The following is a 13182-nucleotide window of genomic DNA, read 5'->3' as shown; positions in this document are numbered from 1 at the left end:
AAACGGCTTGGACCACAATTGGTTTCGAAGCAATCGCTCAAGAAGGCTTTGGATCGGATGGAGGAAGCGCAGAGCGCTGAGGGCTGTCGGCTGCTGCTTTGGACGCCTTTTTCTTTTTGACGGCGGAGCGAGCCGATGTCGGCAATGGCTGGCTGAGAAGCTCCATCTGCGTCTCCTGAATCTCGGTCAATCGTTCCCACTGACGCATCAGATGATGGTCGAACTTTTCGTGGAGATGCCGAATCTCGAGCTCCGCCTTGAGGTTCACGCGGTAATCGTTGAGCGAGCGCAGGCGGTCTTTCGCCTCCTGCCGCTTCTGGCTCATCATGATCAACGGCGCCTGAAATGCGGCGATCATCGAAAGCATCAGGTTGAGCAGGATGAAGGGATAGGGATCGAACGGTTGGCGCAGGAGCGGCACGAGATTGACGGCGACCCACAGCATGAGCACACCGACAAAGGTCAGGATGAAGGCCCAGGAACCTGCAAAGCCGGCGATACGATCGGCCGCGCGTTCGCCGAAGCTCAGCCGCTCGGCGTAATCCTCCTCGACGTTCTGGCTCAGCGTCTCGTCTCGCGACATGCTGGCAATGACCGACCGATCGAGCTCGGTCAGTTCGCCGCGCTCCCGCTCGATGACACTTTCCAGCGCCTGCCACCTGGCCATCTGCAGATCGGTCGAACAGATGAAGCGGCTCTCACGCCACTTGGGATGCGCATCATCGAGATAGCGCGCAATGTTCGGGCGCACCCATTCCACGGAGAGAAGTGCTGCCTCTCTCTCGCCGCGCCCGCAGATGCCGCAATAACTGGCAGCGATCGCCTTGCGTGCCATCGCCTATCCTCTCGAACCGAGAACCACCCTACACGATCGCCAAGTGCGACCCCAATGGCAAGATGACGTCCTGAAACGCAAAAAGCGCCGACATGCGGCGCTTTTGAAGTCTCCCGAAGGAGAATGGTGCGGTCGAGAAGCACCGACGCCATCAAGCGCGCGTTGATTTCATGACGCTTTCCGGTGCTTGAAGCCTCAAATGTGGCCCGTGGCGGATCACAATTTGAGGCGCAAAGTGCGCGACAATTCCCAACTCACATCGCTGCTTCGCTGCATTCTGGCCATGCACATCGAGCCACGGCATCATAGCCCAATGACTGATCTCATTCTTAAGTGGCGACGCTCATATCCGGATAGCGACCAGCACTTCCAAGCGCTGGATCCAGGCACCTTTGGAGAGGTGCCTGTCCTGAACATCATCCGGAACAATGACAGCACCGGGATACCGACGGACTGGCATTGGATCCTGATCGCTCCGGGCGTGATCGGCAATTACCCCGGAGCTAATCAGGGCGACGCGCCAGCGACGCGAGAGGCGGCCGAGGCGGGTGAAGCGGCCTATCAGGCCTTCCGGGCATGGATCACGCCTGAAGCGCTTGAGCGGGCCAACCAGCAGGCACAGGACGTAATCGCCGGGCAAAAGCAATGGGCAAGGCAGCACCGCAATGTTCCGAAAGGCTAACCGCATCCTCGCCATTGCGGCCGTCGTGGGCGTGCCGCTGATCATCGCGCAGCTGCTGGGCTGGCTGTAAGATAGCAATCACCGATTTCTGACCCCTCGACCGGCGAAGTCAGATGTCCTTTTCGGCCCAAAAAATCGATTGTGTACCCCGAACGCAAGAAAGAGCCCCGGCAGTCCGCAAGGAACCATCGGGGCTGATAAGTCTTCTCGAGCGAGAAGACTTATCCTACGCCGAAGGCGCTAAAACCTCCAGCGCAACTTTTGGCGACTTTACGATGATTTTCCAGCCAAGTTAGCCGTCTTAGCGTTCGCCCAGCGGCCGATCCTGTCGCTTTTCGCTGCTGCAGGTCTCAATGCCTGGGCCGCCTGGTTGGCAATCAGCAATATTCTCTGATCTGGCAGAATCCGAGAACTCCAACGAAACATTCGCCAGCCCTCCTTGTTGGTGTTCAGGAAGGATGAAACACATGAGCATTCCCATGCCACGGTATTTCTTTGACGTCATAGACGCGGCAGGCGTACATCGCGATCAGGAAGGCCAGTTGTTCCCCACCGCACAAGCTGCTGACGATGAAGCACTTATCGCCCTGCTGGATATCGCCCGCGAGGACATGCCTAAGCGCCGAGGCGGCAGCTTGCGCATTGATGTTCGCAATGATCAAGACAACTCGATCGCGCGGAAATTTCTCGAGGTGCATCAAGATGTGATCGAAGGCTAAAACGTCACGGGAGCTTTCTCCTTTTCTCTGCATTAATTTGCATGTCTGAAAGGAGGGAGTTGTGAGTAAGGCAAAACCGATCGATATTCTCATCGCTTCGCTGGAATGGCTCGAACCCCTAGATCAACGGGATCGAGACCTCCTTGCCGGATTGGACCTCCGGCTCAAGCAGTTTGGTGCCAATGATGATATTGTTCGATCCGGCACCCACCCTGGCGAAAGCTGCTTCATAGTCGGTGGCTTCGCCGCGCGGGCGCAGTACTTGGCGGATGGCGGCAGACAACTCGACCAGCTACATGTCACAGGCGATTTCGTAGATCTGCACTCGCTTCATCTGCGACAGATGGATCATAGCGTCATAGCTATCGGGCCATGTGGCGTTGCCTTTGTTCGCCATGATGAACTGGTCTCAACAATGGCGCATAGTCCGAGATTGACCTGGTTGCTGTGGCAGCTGACCGTTCTCGATGGTGCACTCGCTAGAACCTGGATGACATGCCTCGGCAGACGACGAGCGGATGCTGCAATGGCACACCTCGTTTGCGAACTGCTCACACGCCTTCGGCGATTGGGGGCAGCGCCAAATAATTGCTTTCAGTTTCCCGCGACACAGGCAGATATGGCCGATATGCTGGGAATATCCACAGTGCACATCAATCGGATTCTTGCCGAACTACGGTCGCGCCGCCTGCTCACTTGGTCGCGCCATGAAGTCCATGTGCTGGACTTCGAGAGACTCGCGCATATTGCCGATTTCGATGAGACCTATCTGGCGCCCGGCAACCCGATGCCGTCACGATTCCAGCAGTTCGTTGCCACATAGTTTCCACCTCCGACGCAGTCGTGACAGCGACACAGTCACCTGCAATACTACGAAGCTGGATGGACGCGACAAAGGAGGATGCTGCGATGGGCATGGCCGACGAACTTCTGGCGCTCGCCTCCTGTGAGGGCATACCGGAGCCTGCTGAACTGCAACACGCCAAAGAGTTGATGCACGAACTCTGCAGAGCAGAGCCTGCCCAGAGAGCGGAGCGCAACCTTCGCCTTATGCATAACGCGTATTTGAATATCCAGATGGCCAAAGTCTGTGAAGATTCGAGACTTATGGCTGGATCGATGAAAGATTTTCGACGGGTGATCTCTGATTTGTAAGGGAGACACCATCGACGGGAGGGTTCAGTTGCGTCGGAAGGCGCCTGTCCTTCAGCAGTGGTCTATTTTGCGTTCTCAGCTTCGGCCAGACGCTCCAGAAGAACCAGCAGCTGATCAGGAACGTCTGCCTCCGGCTTGAACTGAGGCAGCGCAGTGTTGGCACGTTTTACGTGCCCAGTTTGGCAACTCTCCGATATCGCTTGGACAAGCGGATCGACATAATCTTTGTTCACAAGCGCCTCAGCTCAATAACCCGTGGTTGCGCCGAGGAACCTAGGCTCCAGTTCTCGTCCGTCAATCCAACCGATCGTTCACATGGTCGACCTTCTCGATAAGCCGATCGAGCTGTCGTTCCATCCGGCGGGATCGTGCCGCCGCATCCTTCAATAGCTCAAGCTCCGGCTCGCCAAGATGCACCTTCGTCGAAACCAGCAGCGGGTGGTCAGGCAGATCGCGAACGTCATAGGCGGGAGGTGGTGGCTTCGGACCGCTGCGCATGAAGATGTCTGCAAGCATCTTGAAGAACGGAACGAATATGGCACCTCCGAGCGCGGTTACAGCGACAGGGTTGTTCAAGAGTGCAATCAACCAGTCTGGCATCCCTCATTCCTCTTCCGCGCGATGTCGATCGTGGAGCGAGTGATCGCCATGCCTTCGAAGACAGTCCAAAGCAGGTACCCAATCGCAATCACGGAAAGGCCGATCTGCCAGAAGAAAAAGCAATGCAGGCCCTGGTAGAGGAATGCAGCGACGCCACAGGCCCAGCGCAGACGGGGTGACCGCTTCCAGCGCCCGTTGATGATCGTGCCGGAGATCCGCGCGACGCCTATCCCGAAGGCGGTCAGACCCCATTCAAGAGCGTGATCAACAAAGGGGAACGTCTCGTAGTAACCGGCAGTCATGCCGCCGAAAAAGAGGATGGCGATCGCCCGGCCGATGATCTGCAGGCCGAGCACGATTTCCACCAGGCGCCAGCCGTCGCCATAAAGGTATTCGATCCAGAGCCCCTCGATCGAAGCACGGATAGAATGGTGCCTCACCTTCTGGCCGTCCATCAGCCCGGCTCCGCGTTCTTCGGTGCCCGGTAGGCGCCGACCATGGCGGCAACGGCGCCGATCAACGTCGTAACAGCGACGTTAAACTCCGCCGAGGCGAACTGCCCGGGCAGGATGTCGGCCGCAACGACGACAGTCCACAACGCACCGCCAAGAGCGGCCCACTTACCAGCGCCAACGGCCTTGGCCGACTGCTCGACAGGCGAAGGCATCGGCCGAGAGATCTGCGGTTCGAGGGTAGGACCACCATTGTGGCCGATAGGTGCAGGTGCAGGCATCGCAGCCTCCTCTTTGACGATGATGGGTTCGGGTGCGAGCGCCGCTTCGATGGCGGCAAAGGTCTGCGGTCCGGCATAGCTGTCGACCATGATGCCAGCGGCCCGCTGGAACGATCTGAGAGCCGCATCGGTGATCGGTCCGAAGATGCCGTCGATCGCGCCGGCATAGTGGCCGAGGCGCTGCAGGCGCATCTGGAGAGCTCGCACCGGCGCGCCCCGCATGCCGGGCGACACCATCTTGACTGTGATCGGCGGTAGCGCGTCGACGGCCGGCGCCCAGGGCGTGTCCGGGATCCTCGCCCACTTGGCATAAGCCGCCGCCATTCGGCCGTGATAATTATGCTTGGCATAGCCAGGCCCATTGTAGCCGCGCGCCAGATCCTCCCAGCGATGATTACGCAGGTGATCGTCGAGCTTCGCGTCGATCAGGAAGTCGACGATGGCTTCGAGGTGATGCTCTTCGTCTTCCATGAAGGCCCAGACCATGTCCTGCGGTGTTTCGTAGCCGACCATGGCGAAGTTCCCGCCAAGGATCTGGCCGAGGCCCCACGAAGCCGCTTTGAGCGCGGCCGTCTCGTCGATCGCCATCGCCTCAACCAACCGTGGATAGCTGTCGCTCGGATAGGGCTTCTCGCCCCAGCGGGTATAGGCGAGGCCAGCCTTGACCGCCTTTGTCCGCTTGGCCGGCGTCAGATTGCGATAGAAGACATGCGGCTCGAATAGCATCTTCGGCCTGCCCTGCCGATCGAAGCCCGATCCGGCCGCCTCTACATCCATGAAGGCGTGCAACTCGTCTTCGCCCACACCGATGCGATGACCGATGCGCGGCAGATCGATGTCATCCAGACGTCGAGCCGCGCCCCGGAACGAATTCCAGTCGCTCATGATGTTCTCCAGAAAATGAGTGTTTGGATGCCGCTGTCGGCACGCTGCGCGGTTCACAGATTGGTGATCGACGCTTCCGGATCGAACCTTGCAATCAGTGGTTTATGCGGTATTTCGCCCATCAAATTTGAGGGGAATTGCAGTTGAAGTTGATGATCTATAGCGCTGACCATCCTGACGGCATGGGTGTCGATTGGACTGCTATCCCGCGCGTGGGTGAATCGATCGTGTTGCCGCTCAACGACGTCGAGAAGACTTATGAGGTCGAGGTTGTGCGCTGGCTTCTCGACAACACAGGCACGCAGATTGGTCTCGAACTGCACATGGGCATCGGCTTCGGTTCCGATAGTCGTGGATAAGGCGAGAACTCGGCTGCATCCGGTAAGGACTCGTTAGCTTTCGCATCCTAGCTCTACGGTGCACCCGAGTGGTGCACGGGTCGCGGACGCTCATTTGCCCCCCAGCTCGACGCCGCGACCCACACTCCTCCAGCTCTGCTCCGCCCTTTTTCGGCTCGTATATTCGTTGCGGCCTACTGATTTGCTTGGCATCCTAGTGAAGGTCCCTTTCCCGAGGGACTAGGGTCGTGGCCGCTTTCCTGCCCCTGAGTATGGCCGCGACCCGCCTGTCACAACGGCCACACCATCTCCGGCAATTTGTCCATGAATGGATCGATAGACCGGGCAGTGGAGCGATTTAAGTCGACTGCTCTTGCTCTGGGTGGGTCTCGTCAGCCGCAGGTTCCGTTATTACCGGTGCCGGCTGCGTCACCGTCGCCGAGGTCGGGATCGCCCAGAGTGTTTGCCCGTCATTGAACGAAATGACGTCGCCATCGGCCATCTCAAAATGGCGGCCGGAGCCATCCGCCCTCGCCTTCACGACGTTCGCAAGTTCGACTTCGCTGCCGTCCGTCATCTTCACGCGGTAAGTCTTCGTTTCCATGGTCTCATCTCCTGTTGCGGACGCGTCGCGTCAGTGGGTGGTGGTTTCCGCCGGCGTATCGCCGCCCTGGTCGACCGTGCCGATGGCCTGCTGCGTGCGGTGCAGCTGCATCGCGGTCTCGATCAGCTTGACGTCGAGATCGTCGACCCGGCGCTTGTAGTGGTTGATCAGCGCATAGGTGGTCGCCAGCTCCTGATCCTTGGCCGCGATCACGCGCTGCAGTTCATCGACGACTGCCGTGTTGGCAGCCGGCTGCTTTGTCTTGTCAGACATCAGAGATCCTTTGATTTTCGAGGGTGAGTGGTTGGCGAGCGGCAGGGCTCACTTCTTCCAGAGCAGCAGCTTGCCCACGAGGCTCCAGCTTGCCGTCGCTGTGCCGCCCATGTTGGAGTTGAGGACTTGAAGGACGTACTGACCCGATGATCCAGGGCTCTCCCCTGTGTCCATCGCAAAATCGCGGACTATCGAGACGTTGGCGCTGTTCGGTCCTTGGTTCTGACCTTGCAGTGTATAAAGCTGGCTCACCCAAATCTCTTGCCCTGTGTCGACACGAAAAATTCGAGCCTGGATATTGGCGCGGCTGCTTGTTGCGCCGTTTGTCGAGAGTGTGAAGGACCCATCGACCTGGACGAAGCCACCGACGAGCTTCGGCGTGTTCAATGTTGCGACAGTTGTATAGTTGCGGCTCAGACCCGAGTAAGAACCCGCATTCGATATCGCAGCCGGCTCGGTCATCGACTTGAAGCCGATATTGCTCTCACCGACGATCAGCGAGCCGATGTTGGCATTCGAGATATCGACATTGCCGAGGACGGCGCTGATGGCCGCCAGGCTGCCGACACTGATCTTCGCAGCAGTGACCGACCCCGCGAGGATCTTGTCGGCCGTCACGGCATTGGCAGCGATCTTATCGGCGGTGACGGCATTGGCCCCGATGCTCGCTGCCAGGATCGCCCCGGCAGCCACCTTGGCGGCGATGACTGAGTTCGCCGCCAGCTCATTGGCCGAGACGGCACCAGCCGCGATCGTCGTCGTTGTCACGGCATTGGTGGCGATCTTGCCGGCAATGATCGAGGCCGCAAGGATCTTGTCGGCGGTGACGGCATTGGTGACGATGCCGTTGCTGTCGACCATCGTGCCGCCGCCGGGCGTGTAAGGCGTCAGCTCTGTGGCACCGGCTGGAACTTCCGAGATCATCGGCTTGTGAAGGAACATGAAGCTGTTCGTCGACGACAGCGTCCCCCATTTGCGCAGCAGCGGACGCACCGACACGGCGTTCGCCGGCGCAACAGCACGAACCCCATAGCGAGGCCAGGCATCAGGCGCGTTGCTGTCGGACGAACCTTCAGGCAGCAACCCAGTATTCGGTGCGCTCAAGGAGTTTCCCGCAGCGTCGTACCATTGCAGATAGAACTGCGCGTTGCAGCGATGAAGCGAGACGTAAGCGGATAGCTCGTAGGTTGCTCCAGGCTTTACCGGGAACCGTTGGTTGGCCGACCCCGACGTACCGTTGCCATCGTTGGGCCGGTTCGCCGTGATGTCGGCATACCCGTCTGTCGCGGTGCCGTTCTGGAAGACCTGAAGCGTGCCGGTCGGGCGGCCCCAGTCTGCGGCGGGTGACCTTTTTGACAAACTGCTTTGAGCACCGACGCTGCTTGCGGCATTGAGCAGCCAGTGGTCTGCACCCTGCGAGAAGTCGGTGTTGTAATAGAAGTTCCCACCGAACCCGATTGCCATCTTGGCTGCGGTGATGGCGCTTGCGGCAATCTCGGTTGCCGTTACCGCTCCAGCGGCGATCGTGGCCGTCGTCACAGCGTTCGCGGCGATCTTGCCCGCGACAATCGCATTGGCGGCAATCTTGTCGGCGGTGACCGCATTGGTGGCGATCTTCGAGGCGATAACGGCATTCGCCGCGAGCTTGTCCGCGATGATCGCACCGTCGACGATCAGGTTTCCTTCCTTGCGGCGGAAGGCGCCGATGTAGACGATGTTGGTCTGGGCCGTCGTATCCTGCCGGAGGAAGTAGACCGCGAAAGTCGCATACGCTGCCGTGGCCGGCGGCACGAGCGTCGACTCGTAACGTGTGACACCGGCCGGAACCGACCCGCTGAACGTCGTCGAGTAGCCTGCCCCGACTTGAGCACCATAGGCGTCATACCAGTTGAACCGGATCCACGCTGTCGAGGTGCCAGCAGCCGCGCGCCACAGGTCGCAAATCTGCTGATACTCCTTGCCGCTCTCGACAGGAAAGCGCTTGGAGATAAAGGCCGCATAGCCCGTTCCGCCGCCGGGATTGAAACGAGCGACCCACGGATTCTTGAAGTTCGAGACGTTTGAATTCTGAGTGAAGTTGATCTCGGCGCTGAACGACCAGGACGACGTGTTTTCCAGCGAACTGTCGGGAACCAGATTTTCCGTGTCAGACACCACGATTTCGCGGGTCGAAACGCTGTCGGCCGCGATTTTGCCCGCCACGACAGCATTGGCAGCGATCTCATTCGCGGTCACCGCACCCGCCGCGATCGACGCAGTCGTCACCGCGTTGGCTGCGATCTTGCCCGCAATGACCGAGCCGACGGCCAATTCATTCGCTGTGACCGCTGCAACCGCGATCTTCGCGGTCGTGATCGCATTGGCAGCAACGGCGTCGGCGGTCACTGCGCCGGCCACGATCGCGATCGCGGTCACTGCCCCGGCGGCGATCTTCCCGGCGACGACGGCATTGGTGGCGATCTCTGCCGATGTGACGGAGTTGGCCGCGATCTTGCCCGTCGTTACAGCATTCCCGGCGATCTTCGTTTCGATGATGGTGCCGTCGACGATCCGGTCCGAGTTGATCGAATTCAGCGCGATTTTCAGCTGTGTGACCGCGCCGTTGACCAGCTTGGCGGCATCTACGGAATTGGACGCGAGCTTGGCAAGCACGACGGCATTGTCGGCCAACTTGTCGGTCAGCACCGCGCCGGTCGCCAGTTTCGCAGCCGTCACGGCATCGGCTGCGAGCTTCAGCTCGGTGACGGCATTGTTCTGAAGCCGGCTCGCATCGATGGCCGCCGCCACGATCTTCGCTTGGGTGACGGCGCTGTTTGCGATCTGGGCGCTGACCAGTTCGCCGCTGATGTCGACGGCCTCGACTTCTTTCGTCCAGACACCGCCGGTGAAGCGGTAAAGCTGGCCATTGAGCGTCCCGACCCGGCCCTCACTGTTTCCGGTCGCAGGCAGGCTCCCAGTGAAGTTCTCGACCGGGCGAAGGCCGGACGCGAACTTCGTCAGTGTAATCGCGGCATCCTGGATCTTCGCGGCGGTCACCGCACCGTTCAGGATCTTGTTCACGCTGATCGCGTTGTCCGCGACCTTCTGCTGCGTGATGGCGAGATCCGCGATCTTCGATGCCACCACGGCATTCGAAGCGATCAGTTCCTGGATGACGGCCGCCACCTGGATCTTCGCCGAGGAAACCGCGCGATCGGCAAGCTTCAGCTCATTGATGGCGCCGTTGAGCACCGTCGCGATCCGATCGCTGGTCCGAGCCGCAGAAAGCTTCCACGGCGTGAATGTCTTGACGCGATCCGGAACCGTCGTGATCGTCGCGCGGGCCGAATAGATCTCGCTGGAGACGACATTCTTCGTCGTGCGGTAGTAGCCCGTCTCGGGCGCATCCATGGCGTCGCGCTGGATCTCGCCGACAGGATCAATCACGTATTCGAACCGCACCTGCGTGATCGAAGGATCTTCCGGCGGATCCCAGGTGAAGATCAGCGCCGGCACCCTCAGCCCATCCTCACCCGCTTCGAAGCCGGCAATGACATTGAAGTTCTGCACCGTCGAAACGAGCGACGGATTGACCGGTGGCACCGACGGCACCACGATCGGGCCGGGTTCGATACCGGCATCCGAATAGACCGAGGCGCTCGTCTCAGCGAGATCCAGCGTAAACCGAAACTGCGTGTCGCAGTTCCAGCCGACGATCAGCCATTCCAGCCCTTCGCTTTCGACCCACTGGCCTTCCTGCACCTTGAGGCCGACGCGACGCGATACCGGCACCGTGTACTTGCCGCCGAGGCGCTGCTGTCGATACCGGATGGAATTCACGCGCTGCGCGATATCCGGATCTGTGATCTGAAGCAGATCGTTGGCAGTTTGGCGCGACCGGCCATCGGCGGCGATGTCGGCATTCACATAGATTGGCTTGAGGCTGGCCGGGTTCCACTGATCCTCGATCGAGGTGAACTGCCCGGAGATGTGGTTGTAGAGCTCGAATGCCGACTTGCGGCGCTTGATCTGCTTGGCCCGACCCATGTCGATATCGTCGGCCGTGATCTCCAGCACCGGGATCTGTGGCGCGCCAGCGATTACACCAGATAGACCGCGACGGTTGAGGGCATAGCCTGCCATCGCGTCGTCGAACTCTTTCAGCACCTCGGTGTGATCGTCGTCGGCCGTCACGATGAGCGACGCCTGATAGGTCGGCTTGCCGTCGATCGGCGTGTCGCAGACGTTCATCGACGCGAAATAGGACGCGAGATCCAGCTGCCCGAGGCTCTTGCCCTCGCCGATGATCGTCCGATTGGAGACCCGGCCACGCACGCCGAGCTGATAGTTCAGGCGGTGAACGGCCGGGTTCTGCGTGTGGACCCATGTCGCGGGATCGTCGAGGCGCTGGGGACCCTCGCCGCCGGCGACCGTGCTGTCATGGCGTGGATCGTATTCGCGCAGACCGCGCAGAACGAATTCCCAGTCGGGTCGGCCATTCCCGAACTTTTCGTCATAGAAGCGCTCGACGACGACATAGGTGAGCCCCGTGCAGACCGATGTCGTTTTCCACGGGTTGCCGAGATTGGCCGTGAAGTCGACGAGGCGCTGATCGGCGAGCTGGCCGGGCCGACCGTCATAAAAGCGGATCGAAACGAGGTTCTCGAACCCGACGACGCCGAAGTTGCGCACTTCGTTGCCGATGATGGCATTGTCGAAAAGCGCGTGCTTCTGGCCGTAGAAATACACATAAGGCTCGAGCCCGTCGCACCAGCCATTGGCGAGAACGAACACGTCAGTGTTGGACTTATCGCCCGCTCCCCACTTGGCGTAGTAGATCCGGTGGCCCTTGACCTTACCGATACCGTAGACGGTAGATGCCGGCACGTTGCTGCCAAGCTCGACCTCGCCTTGGACGGCACTGTAGTTGCGCGACTTGCGACGGTTCAGATAGCCGTTGACGAGCGTCTTCGCCCCGAAAGCCAAAGCTCCGCCGATGGTGGCGGATGCGATCGCAAAGGCCGACGTGCCCGCAGCCAAGCCGAGGACGCTGGTGGCGATGACGCCACCAATCGCAGAAAAGATTGCCATTCAGATGTCCGCTTGGATCAGCCGGCCCGGTAGGCGGCGATGCAGGCCGAGACCGGGAAGTCCCGGCGGCCGCGTTCGGTCTTCACGATGAAAGCCTGGCCGGCGCAGACGGCGAGATGCTCGCCATCCTCAGCCAGCACGACGGCGATGTCACCGACACGGGCTTCGGCCGGCGCGCAGCGCTGGAAGTGCGTGTCGAGGAGTGGCACCAGGCTCGAATGCCCGAGGCGTTTGAGCAGCCGCCCTGCCCCCGTCTTCGTCCGGTAGCGGCCGCGATAAATCTTTGCGATCTCGGTTCCGCCGATGGCATCGGCCACGGCCAGTGCCGTGATGAAGCAATCGGCCGTCCCGTAGGCGTAGGGCTCCGCCAGCAGCGGTCGCAGCGTCTTGCTGACGATCTCGAACCGGCTAGCCACCCTGCTGCCCCCAGCGCTCCGGCCAGCGCGTGCTGGTGGCGACATATTCGAGCGACGTATCGTTCGGATCGTTGTCGAACTGCTGTTCGGCTGGACTGCGCTTCACGCTCGTCTGCCCGCGTGCCGAACGCCCGGGTGGCTCCAGCTCGATCGAGACCGTCAGGCTGCGCGCGCCGTCGGCCCCGGCAGCCCCCTGTTCGTAGCTGACCTCGTTGATCTCATAGATCGAGGACGCGAGAAGGCCGAGCACCTCGCCGCTTTCGATGTCGACGGCCAGATGCGAGATGATCACCGGTGCGTTCGTGTAGTCGTAGCTTTCCAGCGCCGCGATCGCGTCGTCCGCATTCTCTGTCGGAACGCCGGAGAAAACGATGGTACGCGACGTGACCGCGACGCCCAGTTCGCCCGACAGCTCGCCCATCTCCAGCCACTTGTTGGGCTGGTAGGTCACGCCGTTGAAGAGAAGCGGCCGGGCTCCACGATGATAGCCGACCGACTTGCCGGGCAGATCGAACCGGATCAGGTCGAACCGGCCCAACTGGCCACCCTCAAGCGCATCTTCGATGGCGGGATCGAGGCTCATGGGCGATTTCCGCCGCCCATCAGAACCTTGCGGTTTCTAACGTGGAAAGCGTCAAGAGCCGCATCTATGTCACCGATGGTCGCTGGACGGTCGGGGTCATACGGAGCCGACAGACTACGGCATGACGTTTCGAAGGTCTGGATCAGCGCCTTAACTTCTGCCACCGTGCCCAGTCGCTTCTTGTCGACCAAAAACAGCGGCTCCCCCGTTTTCTCATCGCGTCGAGTGCCGATTTCGTAGCTCGCGTGCTGCATTGCGCTCTCCTAGGCATTGTGGTTCGATCGCCCGA

15 protein-coding genes are annotated in these 13182 nt (G+C 60.4%); 5 read left to right on the top strand and 10 right to left on the bottom strand.

Features of this window, described 5'->3' with window-relative positions:
* Window positions 1–37: 37 nt before the first annotated feature.
* Window positions 38–835, bottom strand: coding sequence for a DUF1003 domain-containing protein (locus D5400_RS12640; protein WP_126010342.1), 798 nt, complete (start codon window positions 833–835; stop codon window positions 38–40).
* A gap of 235 nt (window positions 836–1070) precedes the next feature.
* On the opposite strand from D5400_RS12640, the gene D5400_RS12635 reads away from it, so the two are divergent.
* The 4 genes from D5400_RS12635 to D5400_RS12620 all read left to right on the top strand — a co-directional run bounded on the left by D5400_RS12635 (window position 1071) and on the right by D5400_RS12620 (window position 3391).
* Window positions 1071–1517 carry a hypothetical protein gene (locus D5400_RS12635; RefSeq protein ID WP_126010341.1) on the top strand — a complete coding sequence of 149 codons (447 nt, stop codon included), beginning with the start codon at window positions 1071–1073 and terminating at the stop codon, window positions 1515–1517.
* Window positions 1518–1984: 467 nt separating this feature from the next.
* Entirely contained in the window at window positions 1985–2236 is a 252-nt protein-coding gene (locus D5400_RS12630) for a DUF6894 family protein (protein ID WP_126010340.1), read from the top strand.
* A 61-nt stretch (window positions 2237–2297) separates the two neighbouring features.
* The gene (locus tag D5400_RS12625; RefSeq protein WP_126010339.1) at window positions 2298–3059 is read left to right on the top strand and encodes a Crp/Fnr family transcriptional regulator; all 762 of its coding nucleotides are present in this window, start codon (window positions 2298–2300) and stop codon (window positions 3057–3059) included.
* A gap of 86 nt (window positions 3060–3145) precedes the next feature.
* Window positions 3146–3391: a hypothetical protein gene (locus D5400_RS12620; RefSeq protein ID WP_126010338.1), complete on the top strand. Its 246-nt coding sequence runs from the start codon at window positions 3146–3148 to the stop codon at window positions 3389–3391.
* Between the two features lie 294 nt (window positions 3392–3685).
* Here D5400_RS12620 and D5400_RS12615 read toward each other — a convergent pair whose 3' ends face one another.
* Genes D5400_RS12615 through D5400_RS12605 form a run of 3 tightly spaced genes read right to left on the bottom strand, consistent with a single transcriptional unit; the run spans window position 3686 to window position 5609 of the window.
* A complete protein-coding gene (locus D5400_RS12615; protein ID WP_126010337.1) occupies window positions 3686–3991 on the bottom strand; it encodes a hypothetical protein in 306 nt (101 codons plus the stop codon).
* Window positions 3976–4446: a hypothetical protein gene (locus D5400_RS12610; RefSeq protein ID WP_126010336.1), complete on the bottom strand. Its 471-nt coding sequence runs from the start codon at window positions 4444–4446 to the stop codon at window positions 3976–3978. Before D5400_RS12610 ends, D5400_RS12615 begins: the two co-directional genes overlap by 16 nt.
* Window positions 4446–5609, bottom strand: a complete 1164-nt coding sequence (locus D5400_RS12605; RefSeq protein WP_126010335.1) for an N-acetylmuramidase domain-containing protein — start codon at window positions 5607–5609, stop codon at window positions 4446–4448. The genes D5400_RS12610 and D5400_RS12605 overlap by 1 nt, the downstream gene beginning before the upstream one ends.
* A 143-nt stretch (window positions 5610–5752) precedes the next feature.
* Here D5400_RS12605 and D5400_RS12600 point away from each other — a divergent pair, with 143 nt between their 5' ends.
* Window positions 5753–5968, top strand: a complete 216-nt coding sequence (locus D5400_RS12600; RefSeq protein ID WP_126010334.1) for a hypothetical protein — start codon at window positions 5753–5755, stop codon at window positions 5966–5968.
* A 337-nt stretch (window positions 5969–6305) separates the two neighbouring features.
* Here the strand turns inward: D5400_RS12600 and D5400_RS12595 are convergent, their stop codons facing one another.
* Genes D5400_RS12595 through D5400_RS12570 form a run of 6 tightly spaced genes read right to left on the bottom strand, consistent with a single transcriptional unit; the run spans window position 6306 to window position 13147 of the window.
* Window positions 6306–6551 (bottom strand): hypothetical protein, encoded by a 246-nt coding sequence (locus tag D5400_RS12595; protein ID WP_126010333.1) that lies wholly within the window; start codon window positions 6549–6551, stop codon window positions 6306–6308.
* 30 nt (window positions 6552–6581) lie between these two features.
* Window positions 6582–6824: a hypothetical protein gene (locus tag D5400_RS12590; protein WP_126010332.1), complete on the bottom strand. Its 243-nt coding sequence runs from the start codon at window positions 6822–6824 to the stop codon at window positions 6582–6584.
* A gap of 48 nt (window positions 6825–6872) precedes the next feature.
* Window positions 6873–11894: a hypothetical protein gene (locus tag D5400_RS12585; protein WP_126010331.1), complete on the bottom strand. Its 5022-nt coding sequence runs from the start codon at window positions 11892–11894 to the stop codon at window positions 6873–6875.
* 17 nt (window positions 11895–11911) lie between these two features.
* Entirely contained in the window at window positions 11912–12310 is a 399-nt protein-coding gene (locus D5400_RS12580; protein ID WP_245451287.1) for a DUF6950 family protein, read from the bottom strand.
* A complete protein-coding gene (locus tag D5400_RS12575) occupies window positions 12303–12893 on the bottom strand; it encodes a DUF2163 domain-containing protein (protein ID WP_126010329.1) in 591 nt (196 codons plus the stop codon). The genes D5400_RS12580 and D5400_RS12575 overlap by 8 nt, the downstream gene beginning before the upstream one ends.
* Window positions 12890–13147: a hypothetical protein gene (locus D5400_RS12570; RefSeq protein WP_126010328.1), complete on the bottom strand. Its 258-nt coding sequence runs from the start codon at window positions 13145–13147 to the stop codon at window positions 12890–12892. Before D5400_RS12570 ends, D5400_RS12575 begins: the two co-directional genes overlap by 4 nt.
* Window positions 13148–13182 lie beyond the last annotated feature (35 nt).

This window comes from Georhizobium profundi (assembly GCF_003952725.1).
Taxonomy (GTDB): Bacteria; Pseudomonadota; Alphaproteobacteria; order Rhizobiales; family Rhizobiaceae; genus Georhizobium; species Georhizobium profundi.
Note: the sequence above shows the minus strand (reverse complement) of the source record. Positions and strands in the feature narration are given on the sequence as shown.